Annotated in this window: 21 protein-coding genes and 1 other annotated feature (1 of these 22 cut by a window edge); of the genes, 17 read left to right on the top strand and 4 right to left on the bottom strand. The window is 53.5% G+C overall.

Annotated elements, in window-relative coordinates:
- Positions 1 to 781: 781 nt before the first annotated feature.
- Positions 782 to 1,312 (top strand): DUF6426 family protein, encoded by a 531-nt coding sequence (locus CV944_RS03465; RefSeq protein WP_233204966.1) that lies wholly within the window; start codon positions 782 to 784, stop codon positions 1,310 to 1,312.
- A 113-nt stretch (positions 1,313 to 1,425) separates the two neighbouring features.
- Positions 1,426 to 1,680 carry a hypothetical protein gene (locus tag CV944_RS03470; protein ID WP_013146091.1) on the top strand — a complete coding sequence of 85 codons (255 nt, stop codon included), beginning with the start codon at positions 1,426 to 1,428 and terminating at the stop codon, positions 1,678 to 1,680.
- Positions 1,681 to 2,007: 327 nt separating this feature from the next.
- Here the strand turns inward: CV944_RS03470 and CV944_RS03475 are convergent, their stop codons facing one another.
- A complete protein-coding gene (locus CV944_RS03475; protein ID WP_100663817.1) occupies positions 2,008 to 2,694 on the bottom strand; it encodes a Crp/Fnr family transcriptional regulator in 687 nt (228 codons plus the stop codon).
- Positions 2,695 to 3,017: 323 nt separating this feature from the next.
- Between CV944_RS03475 and argC the strand changes: the two genes are divergently transcribed.
- The 9 genes from argC to clpB all read left to right on the top strand — a co-directional run bounded on the left by argC (position 3,018) and on the right by clpB (position 15,517).
- The gene (gene argC / locus CV944_RS03480; RefSeq protein WP_100663818.1) at positions 3,018 to 4,052 is read left to right on the top strand and encodes an N-acetyl-gamma-glutamyl-phosphate reductase; all 1,035 of its coding nucleotides are present in this window, start codon (positions 3,018 to 3,020) and stop codon (positions 4,050 to 4,052) included.
- A 17-nt stretch (positions 4,053 to 4,069) separates the two neighbouring features.
- Positions 4,070 to 5,302 (top strand): bifunctional ornithine acetyltransferase/N-acetylglutamate synthase, encoded by a 1,233-nt coding sequence (gene argJ / locus CV944_RS03485; RefSeq protein WP_100663819.1) that lies wholly within the window; start codon positions 4,070 to 4,072, stop codon positions 5,300 to 5,302.
- A 12-nt stretch (positions 5,303 to 5,314) separates the two neighbouring features.
- Positions 5,315 to 6,091, top strand: a complete 777-nt coding sequence (argB, locus tag CV944_RS03490) for an acetylglutamate kinase (RefSeq protein ID WP_100663820.1) — start codon at positions 5,315 to 5,317, stop codon at positions 6,089 to 6,091.
- Positions 6,088 to 7,248: an acetylornithine transaminase gene (locus CV944_RS03495; RefSeq protein ID WP_100663821.1), complete on the top strand. Its 1,161-nt coding sequence runs from the start codon at positions 6,088 to 6,090 to the stop codon at positions 7,246 to 7,248. The genes argB and CV944_RS03495 overlap by 4 nt, the downstream gene beginning before the upstream one ends.
- A gap of 88 nt (positions 7,249 to 7,336) precedes the next feature.
- Positions 7,337 to 8,401 (top strand): carbamoyl phosphate synthase small subunit, encoded by a 1,065-nt coding sequence (locus tag CV944_RS03500; RefSeq protein WP_100663822.1) that lies wholly within the window; start codon positions 7,337 to 7,339, stop codon positions 8,399 to 8,401.
- Complete coding sequence (locus CV944_RS03505) at positions 8,394 to 11,522, top strand: carbamoyl-phosphate synthase (glutamine-hydrolyzing) large subunit (RefSeq protein WP_100663823.1); 3,129 nt, start codon at positions 8,394 to 8,396, stop codon at positions 11,520 to 11,522. The genes CV944_RS03500 and CV944_RS03505 overlap by 8 nt, the downstream gene beginning before the upstream one ends.
- Positions 11,519 to 12,457: an ornithine carbamoyltransferase gene (gene argF / locus CV944_RS03510; protein WP_100663824.1), complete on the top strand. Its 939-nt coding sequence runs from the start codon at positions 11,519 to 11,521 to the stop codon at positions 12,455 to 12,457. Before CV944_RS03505 ends, argF begins: the two co-directional genes overlap by 4 nt.
- Positions 12,458 to 12,641: 184 nt before the next feature.
- Entirely contained in the window at positions 12,642 to 12,821 is a 180-nt protein-coding gene (locus CV944_RS03515; RefSeq protein ID WP_011230299.1) for a YjzC family protein, read from the top strand.
- A gap of 107 nt (positions 12,822 to 12,928) precedes the next feature.
- Entirely contained in the window at positions 12,929 to 15,517 is a 2,589-nt protein-coding gene (clpB, locus tag CV944_RS03520; protein WP_100663825.1) for an ATP-dependent chaperone ClpB, read from the top strand.
- Positions 15,518 to 15,779: 262 nt separating this feature from the next.
- Here the strand turns inward: clpB and CV944_RS03525 are convergent, their stop codons facing one another.
- Entirely contained in the window at positions 15,780 to 15,968 is a 189-nt protein-coding gene (locus tag CV944_RS03525; RefSeq protein ID WP_033009318.1) for a YjzD family protein, read from the bottom strand.
- A gap of 134 nt (positions 15,969 to 16,102) precedes the next feature.
- Between CV944_RS03525 and CV944_RS03530 the strand changes: the two genes are divergently transcribed.
- Positions 16,103 to 16,843 carry an alpha/beta hydrolase gene (locus CV944_RS03530; RefSeq protein WP_047817922.1) on the top strand — a complete coding sequence of 247 codons (741 nt, stop codon included), beginning with the start codon at positions 16,103 to 16,105 and terminating at the stop codon, positions 16,841 to 16,843.
- A gap of 35 nt (positions 16,844 to 16,878) precedes the next feature.
- On the opposite strand, the gene CV944_RS03535 is transcribed toward CV944_RS03530, so the two are convergent.
- The gene (locus CV944_RS03535; RefSeq protein ID WP_063330044.1) at positions 16,879 to 17,127 is read right to left on the bottom strand and encodes a hypothetical protein; all 249 of its coding nucleotides are present in this window, start codon (positions 17,125 to 17,127) and stop codon (positions 16,879 to 16,881) included.
- Between the two features lie 274 nt (positions 17,128 to 17,401).
- On the opposite strand from CV944_RS03535, the gene CV944_RS03540 reads away from it, so the two are divergent.
- From CV944_RS03540 to CV944_RS03560, 5 genes are all read left to right on the top strand, one after another.
- Entirely contained in the window at positions 17,402 to 18,334 is a 933-nt protein-coding gene (locus CV944_RS03540; RefSeq protein WP_044743391.1) for a beta-ketoacyl-ACP synthase III, read from the top strand.
- 50 nt (positions 18,335 to 18,384) lie between these two features.
- Positions 18,385 to 19,626: a beta-ketoacyl-ACP synthase II gene (gene fabF, locus CV944_RS03545; protein ID WP_033009311.1), complete on the top strand. Its 1,242-nt coding sequence runs from the start codon at positions 18,385 to 18,387 to the stop codon at positions 19,624 to 19,626.
- Positions 19,627 to 19,767: 141 nt separating this feature from the next.
- Positions 19,768 to 20,559 (top strand): DUF2268 domain-containing putative Zn-dependent protease, encoded by a 792-nt coding sequence (locus CV944_RS03550; protein WP_100663826.1) that lies wholly within the window; start codon positions 19,768 to 19,770, stop codon positions 20,557 to 20,559.
- A gap of 93 nt (positions 20,560 to 20,652) precedes the next feature.
- Positions 20,653 to 20,859, top strand: coding sequence for a YuzI family membrane protein (locus tag CV944_RS03555; RefSeq protein WP_100663827.1), 207 nt, complete (start codon positions 20,653 to 20,655; stop codon positions 20,857 to 20,859).
- 85 nt (positions 20,860 to 20,944) lie between these two features.
- The gene (locus CV944_RS03560; protein WP_033009307.1) at positions 20,945 to 21,685 is read left to right on the top strand and encodes a YjbA family protein; all 741 of its coding nucleotides are present in this window, start codon (positions 20,945 to 20,947) and stop codon (positions 21,683 to 21,685) included.
- 50 nt (positions 21,686 to 21,735) lie between these two features.
- Here CV944_RS03560 and trpS read toward each other — a convergent pair whose 3' ends face one another.
- Positions 21,736 to 22,719, bottom strand: a complete 984-nt coding sequence (trpS, locus tag CV944_RS03565; RefSeq protein ID WP_100663828.1) for a tryptophan--tRNA ligase — start codon at positions 22,717 to 22,719, stop codon at positions 21,736 to 21,738.
- Between the two features lie 50 nt (positions 22,720 to 22,769).
- Positions 22,770 to 22,858 (bottom strand) — a binding site (T-box leader); it runs 144 nt beyond the window's last position.

Raw genomic sequence — 22,858 nt, forward strand, 5'->3', positions numbered from 1 at the left:
CTATCCTATTTTCAGCAAAATATAGTTAAGGCGATTCATCTCCCACTTACTCCGCTTTGCTTCGTTGAAGTGGGAGTCTTCTCGCCTAATTAAGATAAAAATTAGAACATGTCGATCCACTTCAAGTAGACATTCGCCAAGTGTTCGACTTCCCAGTGGTTCGCATGGAAGTCACTCAACATGAGTGGGAAATCAATCGTTTTCAATTCTAGCAATCCTAGTGGTATCGAAAGCCCTTACGAGACTTCCTTAATGTTGATTTCACCGCTAACATTATGGCCAGGATCTCGTCAGTGCTTTCTCTTTTTTGTCACTAAATCACAAAATTTGGTGATGAGCCAAAAAACAACTCGATAAAGCTTAAAAATCTTACTTTATGTGACAAAAAAACAAACAATTCAAATTTTTATTGACAATTTTAGTAAAGGAGAAATATAATCTAATTGTAAAATAAAGGTTAAAAAAGGGGGTGCGAATAGTTGCCGTCAAAATGTTTCGCGCTTAGAGATAGTGGGCAGATCGCGTTGCTTGGCTGCTTTTGGAGGACATAATTTTTGTAATTGGAGAGAGGTTATAATGATAAAAGATCTTCTCAAATCAATCCTTTCTTTTTCGTTAGTTTTCGGTCTGTTGCTGGGTGGCAGTATCATCGCTTCTGCCGAAGAAGGGACTTCAAATGCAGGATGTTCACTCAGTAGCAAGACGAATGTGACAGTAAATGGGTTTTTAGATAGAGCGAAAGAATCGAGTGTGGTCGTATCTCAAAGCGGGAACAAGGTGGTTGATAATAACAGACCTAGAATTTCTTAAAAGATTAGAAACTTCTGTTCCTGGACCAAAAGGGAAAAAACTAGTTGGGGTTTCAATCGCATACACTCAAGCACAAGAGTCATCCCTTCCAGGGGATCGTCCTGTGGTGACTCCACAATTAGGAACGGGTTATTATCTAAAAAACATTACTACTAGTGAAGCATGTGGAACAGAAATAATAAGACAATCTACTTTTAAAGGACCATCAACAGCTACCATGTCTATAAAACAAGGGGTTTCTGCCACATGGTCATCGAACACAAATATAAGCGCTGAAACAGTTTCGGCAGCGTTGGGATTTAACGTAACAAAATCTTATGAAGTTACAGACACTTATCAAATTCAAGTTCCAGCAGGAAAAACCTATACCATAATAGCTAGACCGTATTACAAAGTTTATAACTTTGAAGTTTGGTACGACCCACTTATTGGATGGGATTCTAAAGTAGGGTATGGATATGCTGCTAAGCCTGTAGGGGTATGTTTTTATTACTATGAGTAATGTTCTGTGTTCCGTTATTTATAGAAATATTGAAGCAAGTTTCCTGATGGAACTTGCTTCTGTTTTTTGTGTTTCGTTTAAGCATAACGGATAGTTAAAAAGGGGGATGCAAAATGAATATTTTAAAAAGTCCAAACAAAATGAAGTTTGTTTCACTCGTTCTTTCTCTCATCGGATTGTGGTTGATGTTAAATAGTCCTGAATTAGGGAGTCGTTTTGCTTCATCCTGGGTTCGATCCATGGGGGGATCTGTGGATTCTCAAGAATATTTGCAAATGTTAAAAGAATATATAAGCACTTATAAAACGCTAGGGGGGATTTTTTTGTTTGTGGGCTTGTTTTCTTTTCTTAACGATCATCATCAGTAAACATCGTATTTGCCTACAGGGCAGCGAGAGGTGTGTATTTGCGCATTTTTTGTTATCTTTTTTAATGGAGACGATGGCCGTCTGAGTTGGATGGATCGCGATATAGTGAAGTAAGGTGCGGTGTGAATGATTGCTCCGAAAAGAGCAAAAAGGGGCTGACTCAAAAGCCCCCTTTTTGGTGAAATTTAACCGAAGTATGTGAAAGAGACCACCTCTGAAACCCTTGGTTTTACCGGGTTTTTCGTGGTGGCCTGTTTTTCCATGTCGCCCTAAATAGGAACATTACCGCTCTTTTGGGTCAGCTCCTTTTTTTGCCGCACTTGCCCGTCAGTCAATGCTGCACAGCTCGGGCGGGCAGCCTTCGCAGGCGATTTCGTCGCGCAAGTATTGCAGGTCGTGGACGCGGATTTTGCCTTTTTGCACGGAGATGACGCCTTTTTTCCGCAAATCGCCGAGCATGCGGTTGACGACTTCACGGGCGGCGCCGCAAAAGTTGGCGAGCTCTTGGTTCGTCAGCGGCACGTCGATCAAAATGCCGTCTTCTTTCATGACGCCGTAGCTGTTGCACAAACGGATGAGCGTTGAATAGAGCGCTCCTTTTTTGCCGTGTAAAATCAAGTCGCGGAATTTCGTCTGCGTTTTGCGGAAATGGAGGCTCATCCATTTCATCAACTCGACCGCCAGCGTCGGATTGTTGGCAAGTTCTTGTTCGAGCGTCTCGCGCTTAATGGCGGAAACGACGCCGTCTTCCAGCACTTTCGCCGTCAGCATGTAGCGGGCCCCAGGACAAAACAGTGTCAGCTCGCCGATCAAATCTCCTTGGCTGCAAATGCGCAGCGCGAGCTCCTGTCCGTCCATGTCCATTTTGCTGATTTGGATTTTCCCCGATTGGATATAGTAAATATCGTCTGCTTTTTCCCCTTCTTGAAACAAGTACGTTCCCTTCTCAAGGCGAAGATCGCGCCCAAGCGATGTAAGCCACTTCTGCCATTCACGAGATTCCATCTCGTTCATCTGATCACAACCTTACGTAAAATGTATCGCTATATAAAAGTGTACAGGAAAAAAGAGGGAAGTCAATATAAGGATAGTGAAAAGATTGAAAACTTGTTGAACATCGGTGGAATCGTTTGTGAAAGTCTTTGCATCCCGAGAACATGAGGGCGATGGAGTCAAGGATGCACCTTGGCTGCCGGGACAAATCGGTATTCGTTTCCCATAGACGGAGGGAGGGGCAAGAAAAAAATCCTCAAAAATTATTAAATATACATTTGATTTTATTTTTATACAGTATTATAATGAGAACTACATGAGGCATACGGGTGAGGGGGAACGTCATGAAAGTGGCAATCATCGGGGCGACGGGGTACAGCGGCGCGGAGTTGTTCCGCTTGCTATACGGGCATCCGCATGTGAGCCGCTGCGACGTTTTCTCGTCGTCGCAGGACGGGGTTCATGTATCGGAAAGTTTCCCGCACGTCGGTTCGGTCGATGGTGCGGTGTTGCATAAACTTGAAATCGAGGCGCTTTCTCGTTACGATGCGGTCTTTTTCGCCACGCCGCCCGGGGTGTCCGGGGAGTGGGCGCCGGCGCTCGTGGATCGGGGAGTGAAAGTGATCGATTTATCGGGCGATTTCCGGTTGAAAGACGGCGCGGTGTACGCACAATGGTATGGGCGCGAGGCGGCGCCATCTGCGTATTTAGAGCGGGCGGTGTACGGATTGACCGAGTGGAACCGCGAGGCGGTGCGCGGAGCCGTGCTCCTATCCAATCCGGGCTGCTATCCGACAGCGACGCTGCTTGGCTTGGCGCCGCTTGTCAAAGAAGGATTAATTAAGGAAGACTCGATCATCGTGGACGCCAAATCGGGCGTATCGGGCGCGGGGCGGAAAGCAGGGCTTGGGACGCATTTTTCCGAAGTGAACGAAAACGTGAAAATTTATAAAGTGAACGTCCATCAGCACATTCCGGAAATTGAGCAAACGCTGCAAACGTGGAATGAAGCGATGGAGCCGATTACGTTCAGCACCCATTTGATTCCGATGACACGGGGCATTATGGCGACGATCTATGCGAAGGCGAAACAACCGATTTCGCCAAACGACTTGGTAGATTTATATAAAACAAGTTATGAAGGTTCGCCGTTTATCCGCGTTCGCAAGGTCGGGCAATTTCCGACGACGAAAGAAGTGTACGGCTCAAATTATTGCGACATCGGCCTCGCCTACGATGAACGGACGGGACGGGTGACGGTCGTGTCGGTGATCGATAACTTAATGAAAGGTGCGGCCGGGCAGGCGGTGCAAAACTTCAATTTGATGATGGGGTGGGATGAGGCCGAGGGCCTCCAATCCTTGCCGATCTATCCGTGAGGGAAGGGGAACGAACAATGACAGCGACGAAACAAACGGCGCAAGTAACGGCGGTCGCCGATGGAACGGTCGTCACGCCGAAAGGATTTCAAGCGGCTGGGGTGCATGCTGGGTTGCGCTATTCGAAAAACGATTTAGGGGTTATTCTATGCGACGTGCCCGCTTCGGCGGCGGCGGTGTATACCCAAAGCCATTTCCAGGCGGCGCCGCTCAAAGTGACGCAGGCGAGCCTCGCTGTAGAACAAAAATTGCAGGCGGTCATCGTCAACAGCGCGTGCGCGAACGCCTGCACCGGTGCGCAGGGGCTCAAGGACGCCTATGAAATGCGCGAGTTGTGCGCGAAACAGTTTGGCCTGGCGCTGCACCATGTGGCCGTCGCTTCAACGGGCGTGATCGGGGAATATTTGCCGATGGAAAAAATTCGCGCCGGCATCGAAAAGCTTGTTCCAGGGGCGACGATGGCGGATGCGGAGGCGTTTCAAACGGCGATTTTAACGACGGATACGGTGATGAAGCGCGCTTGTTACCAAACGACCGTCGATGGGAAAACGGTCACCGTCGGCGGGGCGGCGAAAGGATCGGGGATGATCCATCCGAACATGGCGACGATGCTCGCGTTCATTACGACCGATGCCAACATTTCTTCGGCGGTGCTGCATGATGCGCTCCGGTCGATTACCGATGTATCGTTCAATCAAATTACCGTCGATGGCGATACGTCGACGAATGACATGGTTGTGGTGATGGCAAGCGGTCTTGCCGGAAATGACGAGCTGACGCCGAATCATCCGGATTGGGAAAACTTTTATGAGGCGCTGCGGAAAACGTGCGAAGATTTGGCGAAGCAAATCGCCAGAGACGGCGAGGGGGCGACGAAGCTCATTGAAGTGCGCGTGCGCGGCGCGAAAACGGACGATGAGGCGAAAAAAGTCGCGAAGCAAATCGTTGGCTCCAACTTAGTGAAAACGGCCGTTTACGGCGCGGACGCCAACTGGGGGCGGATCATCGGCGCGATCGGCTATTCGGATGCCGAAGTGAACCCGGACAACGTCGATGTCGCCATCGGGCCGATGGTGATGCTGAAAGGAAGCGAGCCGCAGCCGTTCTCGGAAGAAGAAGCGGCGGCGTATTTGCAACAAGAGACGGTCGTCATTGAGGTCGATTTGCATATAGGCGATGGTGTCGGCGTTGCGTGGGGCTGCGATTTGACATACGATTATGTGAAAATTAACGCCAGCTATCGGACGTAAGGAGAGAGAACGATGGGGAAAACGGTCGTCATCAAATGCGGCGGCAGCGTGCTTGATGAGCTGTCTCCCGCCTTTTTTGCCAGCGTCAGAACGATGCGGGAACAAGGGATGGATGTCGTCATCGTCCACGGCGGCGGGCCGGAAATCGGGCAAATGTTGAAAAAACTGGCGGTGCCGAGCGAGTTTGTCAACGGCTTGCGGAAAACGACGAAAGAGGTGCTTGCCGTTGTGGAAATGGTGCTCTCCGGCAAAGTGAACAAACAGCTTGTCGCGATGCTCAGGCAGCACGGTTTGCCCGCGGTCGGTGTTTCCGGCGTGGACGGGGGGCTGCTTGAAGCAGAACCGATCGACTTGGCCAAACTCGGCTATGTCGGCCGTGTGAAAACCGTTCGTTCCCAGCTGTTGCGCACGCTGCTTGCGGCGGGCTACATTCCGGTCGTTTCGCCGCTTGGCATCGACCAAAACGGGCAAACATACAACATTAACGCCGACACGGCGGCTGGGGCGGTCGCAGCGGCCATCGGCGCCAGCCAGCTCGCGTTTGTGACGAACGTGCCCGGCATTTTGCGAGACGGCGCGCTCGTGGCCGAGGCGACGGCGGAAACGATTGAACGACTGATCGAAGACGGCGTCATTACTGGCGGGATGATTCCGAAAGTGCAAGCGGCGCTCTCCGCCTTGTCCGATGCGCTGCCCGAGGTGATGATCGTCAGCGGCAAAACGACGTTTTACCAGAACGGAACATGGCACGGCACAACGATTCGCAAAGAAGTGGGGGTATATTTATGAGCGCGCTGTTTCCGACATACAACCGTTGGAAGATCGCCGTCCAAGCCGCGGAAGGGACGGTTGTGACCGATGTGAATGGAAAACAATATCTCGACTTTGTCTCCGGCATTGCCGTCTGCAATCTCGGCCATCGCCATCCGCACGTCCAAAAGGGCATTGAACAACAGCTGAATCAATATTGGCACGTCTCGAACTTGTTTACGATCCCGATTCAAGAAGAGGTCGCCTCCTTGCTTGTCGCCCACAGCGCCGGCGATTATGTTTTTTTCTGCAACAGCGGGGCGGAAGCGAACGAGGCGGCGCTGAAGCTGGCGCGCAAACATACTGGGAGACACAAAGTCATTACGTTCCGCCAGTCGTTTCACGGCCGCACGTTCGCGACGATGGCGGCGACCGGGCAGGAGAAAGTGCATAGCGGTTTTGGTCCGCTGCTTCCGGAATTCATTCACTTGCCGCTGAATGATGTCGACGCTCTCAAGCAGGCAATGAGCGAAGAAGTGGCCGCGGTGATGCTTGAGGTCGTCCAAGGGGAAGGCGGCGTCCGCCCGGTTAACCCGGCGTTTTTGCAGACAGCGTCGGAGCTGTGTCAACAGCACGGAGCGCTTTTGATCATCGACGAAGTGCAAACCGGCATCGGCCGGACCGGAAAGCCGTTTGCGTACCAGCACTTTGATGTGGAGCCGGACATCATCACCGCAGCGAAAGGGCTTGGCAGCGGCATTCCGGTTGGGGCGATGATCGGCAAAGCGTTTTTGAAAGAATCGTTTGGACCTGGGGTGCACGGGTCGACGTTTGGCGGCAACCCGATCGCGATGGCCGCCGCCAAGGCGACGTTAGAAGTGGTGTTTGATCCGGCGTTTTTGCAAGATGTGCAGGAGAAAGGCCGCTATTTGCTTGCACGCCTCCATGACGCGCTCGCTTCGCTTGACATCGTCAAGGACGTGCGCGGGCTCGGGTTGCTGGTCGGAATCGAGTGCCAAACGGACGTCGCACCGCTGTTGCCATTGATTCACGAAAACGGCTTGCTCGTCCTTTCGGCGGGGCCGAACGTGATCCGCCTGTTGCCGCCGCTTGTCGTGACGAAAGCGGAAATCGATGAAGCGGTGGACATTTTGACAAACGTGTTGAACAACGCCAACGCCTCAGCCGTCTTGTAAACGGACGGCCGACGGCTTAATTTTTATTCCTGTTCATGCATAAAAATTCCTGAACGGTTATAAAAACTCAAACGATGAGGTGGCGCCAATGAAAGCGTATTTGCATGTGGCGAGCGGAAAAACGTTCAGCGGGGAGCTCGCCGCTCCGCTTGAAGAAAAGGTGAGCGGGGAGATCGTTTTTTTCACCGGCATGACCGGGTATCAAGAAGTGTTGACCGACCCGTCGTATAAAAACCAAATCATCGTTTTTACGTACCCGCTCATCGGCAATTACGGCATCAACGAAGATGATTTTGAAAGCAAGCGGCCGCACGTCGAAGCGGTCGTCGTCTACGAAGCGAGCCGAGAAGGGTTTCATTACGGGGCGAAATACAGTCTGGCGGAATACTTGCAGCATTGGAACATTCCGCTTCTCACGCATGTGGACACGCGCGCCCTTGTGAAAGAAATCCGCACCGCTGGAACGATGATGGCGGAATTAAGTTTGTCGCCGATTTCAGCCGTTGGAGGCGAGGAAGCAGTATTTCCCGTGCGCGCGGTGTCAACGAAAACGATCGAAACATACGGCGAAGGCGGCCCGCATTTGGTGCTCGTCGATTTCGGCTATAAAAAATCGATTTTGCAGTCGCTTCTTGCGCGCGGCTGCCGGGTGACGGTTGTGCCGCATGATACGGCGCCGGAAGCGATTGATGCGCTGAAACCGGACGGGCTTGTCCTCTCGAACGGCCCAGGCGATCCGAAACAGTTACGCCATCAGCTTCCCGCTATCCGTCAGCTGATCGACCGGTATCCGACGCTTGCGATTTGCCTTGGCCATCAGCTCGTTGCCTTGGCGTACGGGGCGGATACGGAAAAACTCCGCTTCGGGCATCGCGGCGCCAATCAACCGGTGTGGGACGCGGTGAAGCAAAACGTGATGATGACATCACAAAACCATAGTTATGTCGTCAAAGAAGGCAGTTTGGTGGGCAAACCGTTTGACATTCGTTTCATCAACGTCAACGACGGTTCGGTCGAGGGCATCGTCCATCGCCATAAACCGATTTTGTCGGTGCAATATCACCCGGAGGCGCATCCGGGGCCGCACGATACCGGCTATATTTTCGACGAATTTTTGCAAACCGTGTTCAAGGGAGAGAACGTCTATGCCTAAAGATTCTTCGCTTCAATCGATTCTCCTGATCGGGTCGGGGCCGATCGTCATCGGCCAGGCCGCTGAGTTTGATTATTCCGGCACGCAGGCGTGCATCGCCTTAAAGGAAGAAGGATACCGCGTCATTTTAGTGAACAACAATCCGGCGACGATCATGACCGATGATGTCCATGCCGATGCCGTGTATTTTGAACCGCTCACCGTTGAGGCGGTCGAAGCGATCATTGCCAAAGAACGCCCGGACGGGCTGCTCGCCACATTCGGGGGCCAGACAGGGCTCAATTTGGCGTTTCAGCTGCATGAAGCCGGCGTGCTTGAAAAGTATGGGGTGAGACTGCTCGGAACACCGATTGAAGCGATTAAGCGCGGGGAGGACCGCGAAGCGTTCCGCGCGTTGATGCACGAGCTTGGCGAACCGGTGCCGGAAAGCGAAATTGTTACAAGCGTCGAGGAAGCGGTCGCGTTCGCCGAACAAATCGGTTTTCCGATCATTATTCGTCCTGCGTATACGCTCGGCGGGACGGGCGGCGGCATTGCTGAAAACATGGAGCAGTTTCTCGCGCTCGTAGAAAAAGGATTGAACGAAAGCCCGATTCATCAATGTTTGATCGAACGGAGCGTCGCCGGATTTAAGGAAATTGAATATGAAGTGATGCGCGACCAATCGAATACGTGCATTACCGTTTGCAATATGGAAAACGTCGATCCGGTCGGCATTCATACAGGAGATTCGATCGTCGTCGCACCGTCGCAGACGTTGACCGATGAGGAGTACCAAATGCTCCGTTCGTCGGCGGTGAAGATCATTTCCGCATTAGGGATCATCGGCGGCTGCAACATTCAGTTCGCCCTTGACCCGAACAGCAAACAATATTACTTAATCGAAGTCAACCCGCGCGTCAGCCGCTCGTCAGCGCTGGCGTCCAAGGCGACCGGCTACCCGATCGCCCGCATTGCGGCGAAGCTGGCGGTCGGCTATACGCTCGCGGAACTCGTCAATCCGGTGACGAAAACGACGTACGCCAGCTTCGAGCCGGCCTTGGACTACGTCGTCGTCAAGTTTCCGCGCTTGCCGTTTGACAAGTTCCCGCACGCGGATCGGAAGCTCGGCACGCAAATGAAGGCGACCGGGGAAGTGATGGCGATCGACCGTAACATGGAGCGGGCGTTTCAAAAAGCGGTGCAGTCGCTCGAAGGCAAAAACAACGGACTGTTGTTGCCGGAGCTTTCGGTGAAAACGAATGATGAGCTGAAACAGCTGCTTGTCGACAAAGACGACCGCCGCTTTTTCGCGATTTTGGAACTGCTCCGCCGCGGGGTGGCGGTTGAAGCCATTCACGAATGGACGAAAATCGACCGCTTTTTCCTTTGCTCGTTCGAGCGGCTTGTCGCCCTTGAAAAACAGGCAGCGGCTGCAACGTTGGATACGATTGAGGAGCAAACGTTCCGTTTCTTGAAAGAAAAAGGATGTAGCGACGCCTTTTTGGCCGAAACGTGGGGCGTGACGGAGCTTGATGTGCGCAACAAGCGGAAGGAACTTGGCATCGTGCCGTCATACAAAATGGTCGACACGTGCGCGGCCGAATTTCATTCAGAAACGGATTATTACTACTCAACCTATTTCGGCGAAGACGAGCGAAAACAACCGAGCGGCAAGGAGAAAGTGCTGATCATTGGAGCCGGTCCGATCCGCATCGGCCAAGGCATTGAGTTTGACTACAGCTCCGTTCATAGCGTGTTCGCCTTGCAAAAAGAAGGCTATGAAACGGTGATGATCAACAACAATCCGGAAACGGTGAGCACCGACTTTGCCGTCGCCGACCGTCTGTACTTTGAACCGCTGACGCTTGAGAGCGTCCTCGATGTTATCGAAGCGGAACAAATCAAGCATGTCATCGTTCAATTTGGCGGTCAGACGGCGATCAATTTGGTCAAAGGACTCGAAGAAGCCGGCGTGCCGCTGCTTGGCGTCACGTACGATATGATTGACCAGCTCGAGGACCGCGATCGTTTTTACCAGTTGCTTGAGGAGCTTGACATCCCGCACGTACCGGGCTTGATGGCGAACAACGCCGAGGAGCTCGCCGCCAAAGCGGCTGAGATCGGCTGCCCGGTGCTGCTTCGTCCGTCGTATGTCATCGGGGGCCGCGGCATGTTTATCGTCCATAGCGAGGCGCAGCTCGCTGCTTTGATCGAGCAAGGCGAGTTGACCTATCCGATTTTGATTGATGCGTATTTGGACGGGAAAGAGGCAGAAGCGGACATCGTGACGGATGGAACAGACATCGTGCTGCCGGTCATCATTGAACACGTCGAAAAAGCCGGCGTCCACTCCGGTGACAGCTATGCTTGGCTGCCGGCGCAGACGCTCACAGACGAAGAAAAAGCGAAAATCATCGACTATGCGGGCCGGATTGCGAAAAAACTCGGCTTTAAAGGAATTATGAACATTCAATATGTCATTGCGGACGGCAATGTATATGTCCTGGAAGTGAACCCGCGCGCGAGCCGGACGGTGCCGATCGTCAGCAAAACGACCGGCGTGCCGCTGGCGCAAATTGCGACAAAATTATTGCTTGGGAAATCGCTTGTCGACATCGTGGACGAAAAAGCGCGCGGCTTGGCGGTCATGCCGTACGCCGTGTTAAAGTATCCGGTCTTTTCGACCCATAAGCTGCCGGGGGTTGACCCGGTGGTTGGGCCAGAGATGAAATCGACCGGCGAAGGCATCAGTATCGCCGCAACGAAGGAGGAAGCGGCGTATAAAGCGTTTTATCCGTATTTGCAAAAGAAAGCGAACGCGAACGAGGTCTATGTCATTGGCAACATCGACGCCGAGCTGGAGGCGGAGATGACGGCGAAACAGCTGACCATCGTCGCTGATGTCCCGTTTGCCGATTGGGTGAAGCGCGACACGGCGCTCGCGGTGATCGACTTGGGCAAAGAGGAAGGCGAAGCGAACAAACGAATGACTGCGTTGTCCCGACAATTGCTCGTCTTCACGGAACGTGAGACATTGAAGCTCTTCTTGCAGGCGCTCGATGTCGATCATCTTGATGTGCAGCCGATCCATGGCTGGTTGGAAAAGAAAAAACAGGCAGAACAGGCGGTGATCGCATGAATGCAGTGATGTCATTAAAAGGGAGAGATTTTTTAACGCTTCTTGATTTCTCGACAGAAGAAATTTTGGACTTGCTGGCGTTAGCAACTGATTTAAAAGCGAAACAAAAAGCCGGTGTATCGTATACGCCGCTTTCCGGGAAAACAATGGCGATGATTTTTGAAAAGCCGTCAACGCGCACGCGCGTGTCGTTTGAAGTCGGCATGATTCAGCTTGGCGGCCAGGCGATGTATTTAAACGGAAACGATTTGCAGCTTGGCCGCGGCGAAACGATCGCCGATACGGCCCGCGTCTTGTCGCAATACGTCGATGTCATGATGATTCGCACATTTGCCCATCAAAAAGTCGAGGAGTTGGCCGAATATGCGTCCGTTCCGGTCATCAACGGCTTGACGGACGACGATCATCCGTGCCAGGCGTTGGCGGATTTGCTGACGATTTACGAAGCGAAGAAAACGTTCCAAGGCGTCAAACTCGCCTATGTCGGCGACGGCAACAACGTCGCCAACGCCTTGCTTGCGGCCGCAGCAAAAGTGGGAATGGATATTTTCATTGCCTGTCCGCCAGGCTATGAGCCGAAGGAGGAATACGTCGAGGCAGCGCGCCAGATCGGCGAGAAAACCGGAGCAACCGTTGTGGTGACGCACGACCCGCTTGAGGCAGTGGCCGGAGCGGATGCGATTTATACGGACGTATGGACGAGCATGGGCCAAGAAAGCGAAAGCGCCGAGCGGCTTCAAGTGTTCCAGCCGTACCAAGTGAATGAAGAGCTCGCCAAAGCGGCCAAACCCGATTACCTCTTTTTGCATTGCCTGCCGGCCCATCGAGGCGAAGAAGTGACGGCCGGCGTCATGGACGGCCCGAACTCGGTCGTATTTGAGCAGGCCGGCAACCGGCTTCATGCGCAAAAAGCGATTTTGTTGTCCGTTTTATAGCAAAGGGGGAATTCCCGTTTCGGGAGTTCCTTTTTCACTTTGAAAAGGATTTCGAGGGGAGAGCTCCTTTTCGTTGTGAACAGCTTGGCGTTCCGTTTGCGATCCTCCATCATTTTCCTTCTTATGAACAGCGATGAAACCGGGCATGATAACAAATGCAATCGAAGCAAAGGGGATGAAACAAATGGGCCAACCGCGCCATTTCAAACCAGGCGATAAAGCGCCGAACAACGGCGTGTATATTGAAATCGGCGAAACGGGCGACAATGTAAAGCACCCGAAAAAGCTGAAACTGAAAGCCGGCGATACGTTTCCAGAAACGTCGAACCATAACCGGCATTGGACGTATTTGCGCAAACCGTGAAGCAGAACAAAAGCCATTCCAAGCATGGAGTGGCTTTTCATTTGCCGTGCGCTTTGCGATCCGCTATAATGATTTATGGTCAAAGAAGGTCAAATGGAGGGGACGGCATGGACGCAAGCCGTTTGACGGAAAAACTGCAAGAGGCGCTTATGGCGGCGCAGTCGCTCGCCAAAGAGCGGCATCATCAACAGCTTGATGTCGAACATCTTCTGCTGGCGCTCCTCGAGCAAGAAGATGGCTTGGCGCCGCGGCTGTTTGCCCTTTGCGGCGCCGACCGCGCTCAGGCGATCCGCTGGCTGCAAGACCGGCTTCGCCAAAAGCCGGAAGTGCACGGAGCGGGAGAGGGACAGATGTACGTTGCGCCTGCCTTGGCGCGGCTGCTTGAGGGGGCGGAAAACGAAGCGAAACGAATGCAAGATGAGTACATATCGGTCGAACATGTGCTGCTCGCGCTGTCTCATGGCGCCGAGCCGGTTGCCCGGCAACTGGCATCGTTTGGCTTGACAGAGGAAGCACTGGTAGAAGCCGTGAGAAAGGTAAGGGGGAATCAACGCGTGACGAGTCCACATCCGGAAGCAACCTATGAAGCGTTGGCCAAATACGGGCGCGATCTTGTCGCCGAGGCGAAGGCGGGAAAAATCGACCCGGTCATCGGCCGCGACAGCGAAATTCGCCGCGTCATCCGCATTTTGTCGCGGAAGACGAAAAACAACCCGGTGCTGATCGGTGAGCCGGGCGTTGGGAAGACCGCTATTGTCGAGGGGCTCGCCCAGCGCATCGTGCGCAAAGACGTCCCGGACGGGTTGAAAGACAAAACGATTTTCGCTCTTGACATGAGCGCGCTCGTCGCCGGAGCGAAGTTTCGCGGTGAGTTTGAAGAGCGGCTGAGGGCTGTATTGAACGAAATTAAAAAAAGCGAGGGCCGCATCATCTTGTTTATCGACGAGCTGCACACGATCGTTGGCGCCGGCCGGGCCGAAGGGGCGATCGACGCCGGCAATATGTTAAAGCCAATGCTCGCCCGCGGCGAGCTGCGCTGCATCGGGGCGACGACGCTTGATGAGTACCGACAATACATCGAAAAAGACCCAGCGCTCGAACGCCGCTTCCAGCAAGTGCTCGTCCAAGAGCCGACCGTCGAGGATACGATTTCGATCTTGCGCGGATTGAAAGAGCGATACGAAGTGCACCATGGCGTGAAAATTCACGACCGGGCGCTCGTCGCGGCCGCCGTTTTGTCCGACCGTTACATCTCGGATCGCTTTTTACCTGACAAAGCGATCGATTTGGTCGATGAAGCGTGCGCGACGATCCGGACGGAAATGGAATCGATGCCGTCGGAGCTTGATGAAGTGATGCGCCGCGTCATGCAGCTGGAAATTGAAGAGGCGGCGTTAAGCAAAGAGACGGATGAAGCGAGCCGCGAGCGGCTGGCGGCATTGCAAAAAGAACTCGCTGACTTGCGCGAAAAAGCGAATGCCATGAAAGCGCAATGGCAACAAGAGAAAGAGGCGCTTGACCGTGTCCGCCGCGTGCGCGAGGAACTTGAGCGGGCGAAGCGTGAGCTCGAGGACGCGGAAAACGACTACGATTTAAACAGGGCGGCCGAGCTGCGTCATGGACGGATCCCGCAGCTTGAGAAGCAGCTCAGGCAGCTCGAGCAAGAAATCAGCGAGCAACGGGAAGGAAAATTGCTGCGCGAGGAAGTGACGGAAGAAGAGATTGCCGAAATCGTGTCGCGCTGGACAGGCATTCCGCTCACCCGCCTTGTCGAAGGGGAGCGGGAAAAGCTGCTGCGGCTTCATGAATGGCTCCATAAGCGAGTCATCGGCCAAGACGAAGCGGTGGAGCTCGTCGCCGACGCCATCTTGCGGGCGCGGGCCGGGATGAAAGACCCGAACCGTCCGATCGGCTCGTTTTTGTTCCTTGGACCGACCGGCGTCGGCAAAACGGAGCTGGCCAAAGCGCTGGCCGAGGCGCTGTTTGACAGCGAGGAGCAGCTCATTCGCCTCGATATGTCCGAATACATGGAAAAACATGCTGTCTCCCGTTTGATCGGGGCGCCGCCCGGCTATGTCGGCTATGAGGAAGGCGGCCAGCTGACCGAGGCAGTGCGGCGCAAGCCGTATTCCGTTCTATTGTTCGATGAAATCGAAAAAGCTCATCCGGACGTGTTCAACATCCTGCTGCAGCTGCTCGATGACGGACGGCTCACCGACTCGCACGGGCGGACGGTCGATTTTAAAAACACAGTCGTCATTATGACATCGAACATCGGCTCGCCGCTGTTATTGGAACACAAAGACGGCGACATCGATGAACAGACGCGCAGCCAAGTGTTTGACCAATTGCGCGCCCATTTCCGCCCAGAATTTTTAAACCGGATCGACGATATCGTCTTATTTAAGCCATTGTCGATGAATGAGGTGAAAGGCATCATCGAAAAGTTCGCCCGCGAGCTGTCGGCCCGTTTGGCCGATCGGCATATCGAACTCGTGCTGACCGAAGCGGCGAAGCAATACATCGCCGAAGCGGGCTTCGATCCGGTCTACGGCGCCCGCCCCTTAAAGCGGTTTATGCAAAAGCAGATCGAAACGCCGCTTGCGAAAGAGCTGATCGCTGGGCGGGTGAGAGAGTACAGCACCGTCACGGTCGATGCCGAAAACGGCCGGCTTGTCATTCGCCCGTCAGCATGAAACGAGTCGAAGAGGCGGGGGATAGCCGGGGGAAGAGACGCGCTTCTTGCTGGCAGCGTCAAACGTTTTTATGCCCCCATAAAGCCCATCCCATTGAGCATTGTGGGGCACGTGGCCGGCTGCAGAAAACACCAACCTACACCCATCAAGATGGAATCCCTCCTCGACTTACGCCTATATACGTGTTGGAATGGGGCTTCTCGATGACAAAAACAACGCCTTGGGACTTTCAACCCAAGGCGTTGTCTTATGAGGAGAATGATCAATGGCGATGATCCCCAGCCGGCTCGTCCGGAATCAAAGCGGCGACGACAAGGACTAAAACGGTCACGATCACGCCGAGCAAGGCGCCGGTTGTGAAGTTGTAGCCGATGCCTTGCATCGAGCCCATGACGTACGTCGCCATTTGCACAAGCAAAAACGTCCAAAAAAACGTCCAAAACAAGCGCATCCCATTTCCTCCTATCTTCGCATCATTCCTTTTCCTATCATATCATAATTTGCTCGTTTAGGCATATACCCGGGCGTTTTTTTCTGCCCGGCATATCGTATACTGTACAATTATGTATCGTCAAACAAGGGTGAATGGAAACGATGGCAGGACAACGACGGTTTTTCCAACTCGATGAACAATGGTGCATCGTTCACGTGCCGGAGCGCCCAAACGGGTTTGCCCTTTTTTTAATGGGCGATGGCGACCATTTCGTGAATGAACAGACGAGTTTTTGGCTCGAGCATCCGAGACGGCGCCAGTGGCTGGACGAGTGGCTTGAACAAGGGTACACGGTGTTTTCATCTCATTTGTACGGCCGGCATTGGGGAAGCCCGAAGGCGGTCCGGCTGGCGCGCCAACTCATCTACTCGGTATTGAAAAGCGAGATCGTCAACCGACGCATCTATATCGTCGCCGAAGGAATGGGCGCGCTCGTCGCCCTGCAGTTGCTTGGCGTCATGCCGAGGCAAATCCGCGCCGTCGCCATGCTCAACCCTTGCCTTGATGTGCGCGCCCAGCTTGAACACGAGCGGGGCCACCCATTCGTGTATCGGCGGATGGTAAAAGAAATCGCCCTCGCTTACGGATTGAAGGAAGAGGAAGTGCCGGAGGGTGTCCCGTCTCTTTTCCTTAGCCCGCACGATGTCCCGGTGATGATTTGGCAGCTCGCCGGCGTGAGCGAATACCCGTCCGCATTGCATAGCCGGAAGTACGAACAATGGATGAAAACAACCAACCACCGGGTGCGCATCGTCTACCAGCTGCCGGAAAAGCGGCGCCAGCTTGCTTGGCAGATCGGGCAATTTTTTCGCCAATATAACGAACTCCCGTAAAGAGCGAAGGCAGACGCATGAGGTTGTTGCGTCTGCTATTTTTTCAATCCATCGATGAGCGAGGAGATTTTTTTGATGAGCGGTTTCAGCTGCTGCAACGAGTCCGTCAGCGTACCGACGTTTTCGACGAGTTTCATCAAATCAATGTTTGGCAGCGGGAGCGGCTCCGTTTTTGTTTGTTCGTCCCGCTGGCCGGTCCGTTTTGGAGGAAAGGGGCCGAACATGAGGCGGGAGAAGCGGTCGCGCTCTTCACGGCTTTGCCGGGATGATGGGACGTTCGCCATAAAATCAGTCCTCCTTTTTTCCTCATCGTTTGCTTGTCATTGTATTGTATGGCGGAGGTAAAACGTTGGTTTGGACAAATGCCTTCGGGCGGGAAGAAAGCAATAGGATTCCGGCCGGGAAGGCGCGCTTTTGCTATTGCGCATATGCGCTCTTTCCGTTAAAATTAGTACCAAGTAATAATAATTGGTTATGTGGACTGATTGTACGTTGACAATTGTGCTGTACTTGGGAGGCTTTTCGGTTATTTTGGAAGAAAAAAAGGAGATGAATGGTATGGGAGCAGGAATTATCGGGGTCGGCCGCTATGTGCCGGAAAAGGTGTTGACCAACGCCGACTTGGAGAAAATGATGGATACATCAGACGAATGGATTCGGACGCGCACCGGGATTGAGGAACGCCGCATTGCGGCAGATGACATCGATACGTCCGATATGGCGTATTTTGCTGCCGAAAAGGCGCTTGCGGATGCCGGTGTCGAGGCGAAAGACATCGATCTCATTGTCGTTGCTACCGTAACGCCAGACCGTTCCTTTCCATCAGTTGCTTGCATGCTGCAAGAGCGGCTTGGGGCTGTCAACGCCGCGGCAATGGATCTCAGCGCCGCCTGCTCCGGATTTATGTACGGAATGGTCACGGCTGCCCAATTTATTGACACGGGGGTTTACAAGTATATATTAGTAGTGGGGGCCGATAAGCTGTCAAAAATCACCGATTGGACAGACCGCAATACGGCGGTGTTGTTTGGCGATGGAGCCGGTGCGGTTGTCATGGGCCCAGTGTCGCCAGGGCGGGGCATTTTATCATTTGAATTGGGCGCTGACGGAACAGGAGGAAAACATTTATACAAAGACGAATATATCGTGATGAACGGCCGGGAAGTGTTCAAGTTCGCCGTCCGGCAGATGGGAGAGTCAAGTGTGCGGGTGCTTGAAAAAGCGGGGCTGACAAAAGAGGATGTCGATTTTCTCATTCCCCATCAAGCGAACATCCGCATTGTGGAGGCGGCGAGACAGCGGCTCGAGCTGCCGGAGGAAAAAATCTCGACAACGATTCGCCGCTATGGAAACACATCCGCGGCCTCCATTCCGATTTCGCTCGTGGAGGAGCTGGAGGCAGGAAACATTCGCGACGGTGATCTCATCGTCATGGTCGGGTTCGGCGGCGGGCTGACATGGGGCGCGATCGCCTTGCGTTGGGGCCGTTGATGTTCTGTATCCCAACATCATTATCCAGAATAAAGGAGAGGCAGAGGAATATGGAAAAAAGACGAGTCGTCGTGACCGGAATAGGCGCCGTCACCCCGCTGGGGAATGACGCAGAAACGACGTGGAAAAACATTGTCGCCGGCCAGTCCGGCATCGACATTGTCACCCGCGTCAATCCAGACGATTTTCCAGCGAAAGTGGCGGCAGAAGTGAAAGATTTTGATCCGTCGTTGTTTATGGACCGCCGCGAAGCGCGGAAGATGGACCGGTTTACGCAATACGCCGTGGCGGCGGCGCTCATGGCGGTGAAAGATGCGAATTTGGAAATCGGTGAGCATAACGCCGAGCGGGTCGGTGTTTGGATCGGCTCTGGCATCGGCGGTATGGAGACGTTTGAGCAGCAGTTTGAAATTTTCCAGCAGCGCGGCTATCGCCGGGTGAGCCCGTTTTTCGTGCCGATGATGATTCCGGATATGGCTGCGGGGCAAGTCTCAATCATCCTTGGGGCGAAAGGAATGAATTCATGCACGGTCACCGCTTGCGCGACGGGCGCAAACTCGATCGGCGACGCGTTTCGGGTCATTCAGCGCGGCGATGCGGATGTGATGATCGCGGGGGGAACGGAGGCGCCGATTACGAAAATGTCGTTTGCCGGCTTTTGCGCGAATACGGCCCTTTCGACCAATCCGGATCCGAAAACGGCAAGCCGCCCGTTTGATAAAAACCGTGATGGCTTTGTCATGGGGGAAGGGGCAGGCATTATCGTGCTTGAAGAGCTGGAGCATGCGTTGCGCCGCGGGGCGAAAATTTACGCGGAAATTGTCGGCTACGGCGCGACGGCTGACGCATATCATATCACTGCACCGGCGCCGGGCGGTGAAGGCGGCGTGCGGGCGATGCGACTGGCGCTGCAGGATGCCGGCTTGCAGCCGGAGGACATCGACTACATTAACGCCCACGGCACAAGCACGGAGTACAATGACAAATATGAGACGATCGCCATTAAAGAAGTGTTTGGCGACCATGCCTATAAGCTTGCGATCAGTTCTACAAAATCGATGACCGGTCACCTGCTTGGCGCAACCGGCGCGGTGGAAGCCATTTTCTCTGTGTTGGCGATCCGCGATGGCGTCATTCCACCGACCATCAACTATGAAACGCCGGATCCGGAATGCGACTTGGACTATGTGCCGAACGAAGCCCGCCGGCAGACTGTGCGCGCAGTGTTAAGCAATTCGTTTGGATTTGGCGGCCATAACGCGACATTGATTTTCAAAGCGTATGCGCAATAGATAGCAATGAAGGCCATTAGCCTCGGCCGGACGAACCCGGACCCGTTGGAAGACGGGCGCCGGGCTTCACTCCGGACGGGGCTTTTTTCGTTCACCGTCCCGGTTGCCTTGACATAAGGTAGCAAAAAGGGAGGGAAGACGATGGGACTGGCTCCAACTGATCGTTGGCTTGAACAAGATGAAGGCGATCCGCTCCGTGTTTGCGCCCGGCTGGCGCCGTTTTTTGCCGATGCACCAGCGCGCGCCATTCATCGTTATTTATGCTTATATGGCATGTATCGAAGCGCCCGGCAGGCCGTTCGCCTTTTGCCGGAGATGAAGGCAAAAGGCCTTTGGGAGCGGCTTGCCCGCTTATATGACGAACAGCGGGTGAGATGGAAAGGGCCTGACGTTCCGGTGTTTTTGCTGCCGGCCGATGATGAAAACCGGAAACTTTTGCGCGAGTTTCGCGGAAAAGGAGGAGTGGCGTTTGCCGATAAGCTCGTTTTCTTTTTGCTGCCCGATCATCGCGACGAGGAGGTCGCGGCATTGGTGGCGCATGAGTACAACCATGTTTGCCGGCTGAAGCAGCTGCCGTATGGCGGCAAAGAGGCGACGCTGTTAGATGCGGTGATTATGGAAGGGCTGGCAGAACATGCGGTCGCTGAAACAGTCGGACCGGAACAATGCGCCGACTGGACGTCGTATTATACTGACAGGGAGATCGAGCGGTTTTGGCGCCGCTACATCGCCCCCAATCAAGATGCCGCTGTTTCGCACCCACTCAGCTCCCGCGTTTTATACGGCCTTGGGTGGTATCCGAACATGGGCGGCTATGCAGTCGGTTATGCCATCGTCCGCCGCTGTTTGGAGCGGGGGTATTCATTGGCTCAATTGATGGCGATGGAGGCGAAACAAATGGTTGCTTTAGCCGGTCTGGACAGCCGCGGGTAAGGCGGGATGGACCAGGGGCGATGATAGGCATCTTGTCCACCGAACAGGCATATACGTAAAGAAAGGACGTGGACAAGAAGGAAGGGAAGCCCGATGGTCCGCCTGTTTTTTTATTTGGTCGGCTTTGGTTTTTCGGTCGTCGGCGGCATGATGATGATCGTCTATTTAAACATCATCACCCCGGAGCGCGGGTTTGGTGAATACGCTGCTTATATCGCGACAAGGGAGGAATGTTATTTATTGCCGCTCGGCTTGTTGCTTATGTGGGCGAGCTTGTCGTTTCCAAGCCGTGGCTCATAGTGGGGAAAAGAGGGCGAAATGGAATAAAATTCTGCCCCTCTGCCTATACTGATGGACAAACACGTCTGGAAGTGAGGGGTATCACATGCTTTACCTGCACGACATTTGGGTGAACTGGTTTGAAGGTGAAGAGAACGGGTACAACGTCTGCCATTTTCACGAATGGCGCAAAGACGACCAAATTGAGTTGCTTGACCAAGTGCCGCTGTTAAAAGTGTCCCCGGCTCTATTCCAATATATTGAAAACAGTTTATCCGACCTTCCGAAGCCGCTTTTGGACGATGTGTACCAAAAAGCCTATGTCCGCAAAAACCATGAACGGATTCAGCTCGATTATTGTTTCGTTGTGACCGACGGAGCTGGCATTTTGGCCGTCGATACGATCGGCTATCATATTCCGATCCGCAAAAGCCGCCTCATTCCGCGGCAAGAGCAGCTTGTGTACGAGATGGCCGCCGAGACGGAAGAGCGGGCCTACCCGCTGCCGAAGTACGAAAAAGAGTACCACATTTTGTCGCCGGCGCCGGAGTTGATGTGCGGATTGACACGGAAAGAGCGGCAGTTGAAACAGCTGTTGTTTATGGCGCTTGACCAGCTGCATTCAACGAAAAACAGCGCCGAGGTGCGCTACTGGTATACAGAATGGGCCCCGGAAAAGTACGCAGATATTCAAAAAATGTCGTTTGAGGAAGCGTGGGAACGGCTGTACGAAGAAACGAAACACGGCTGGTCTGCACGGCACGAGCAGCTATGTGAAAACTTAATTAAAGGCCAGCCGTTTTTCGAAAAGCTTTGGGAAATGGAGCAAGAGCCGAAAGTGAATTAAAAAACGGGCCAGGGCGCTATGCGCCCGCCCGTTTTTTGTATGGCGCCTTCTTACCGCCGCCCGAGCCCCATGGCTTGCTCCATTTTGCGCACCATTTCCGATGCAACCCGATTTGCTTTTTCCGCCCCTTCATCGAGCACTCGGTCAAGCTCCTCGCTTTCCATCCAATGGTGATACCGCTCTTGAATCGGTCGAAGCGTTTCGATGACGACTTGAGCGAGGTCTGCTTTGAAGACGCCGTATCCTTTTCCTTCGTATTGCCGCTCCAACTCCTCGATCGATTGACCGGATAGCGTCGAATAAATATTGAGCAAGTTGGAAATGCCCGGCTTTGCTTCTTTGTCGTAGCGGATCGTTCCTTCTGAGTCGGTGACGGCGCTTTTGATCTTCTTCTCGATCGTTTTCGCATCGTCAAGCAGTGTAATGTACGCTTTCGGGTTGGGGTCGGATTTGCTCATTTTTTTCGTCGGGTCGACAAGCGACATGATGCGGGCGCCGACTTTCGGAATGCGCGCCTCAGGGATCGTGAACAGCTCGCCATACCGTTTGTTGAAGCGCTCGGCTAGATCGCGCGTCAATTCGATATGCTGCTTTTGATCATCGCCGACTGGGACGATGTCGGTGTTATAAAGCAAAATGTCAGCGGCCATCAGCGGCGGGTACGTGAGCAGTCCGGCGCTGACCGCCTCTTTGCCGGCCGATTTTTCTTTAAATTGCGTCATCCGCTCAAGTTCGCCGATGTAAACGATGCACTGCAGCATCCAAGCGGCTTGAGCGTGCGCCGGCACTTCAGACTGGATGAACAACGTCGCCTGCGTCGGGTCGATGCCGACGGCTAAATACAAAGCGGCAAGGCGGCGGATATTTTGCCGCAGTTCGTGAGGGTCTTGCCAAACGGTAATGGCGTGTTGGTCAACGATGCAAAAATAACAGTTGTATTCATGCTGCAATTCGACAAACTGCCGCAGCGCCCCGATGTAGTTGCCAAGGGTGATGACGCCGCTTGGCTGAATGCCGGAAAAAATGGTTTTCATCGATCTTCACTCCCTCAAGCCAAAAATAAAAAAGGCCCTGCCAGCCCTCTGATAGGGACGGTAGGACCGCGGTGCCACCCTATTTATTGCGTCAAGAAGCGCAATCGCTCAGCCCATGCTTTGCGCATGGCCCCTGTAA

The sequence above is a fragment of the Geobacillus sp. WSUCF-018B genome (genome assembly GCF_002809985.1).
GTDB classification, from domain to species: domain Bacteria; phylum Bacillota; class Bacilli; order Bacillales; family Anoxybacillaceae; genus Geobacillus; species Geobacillus thermophilus.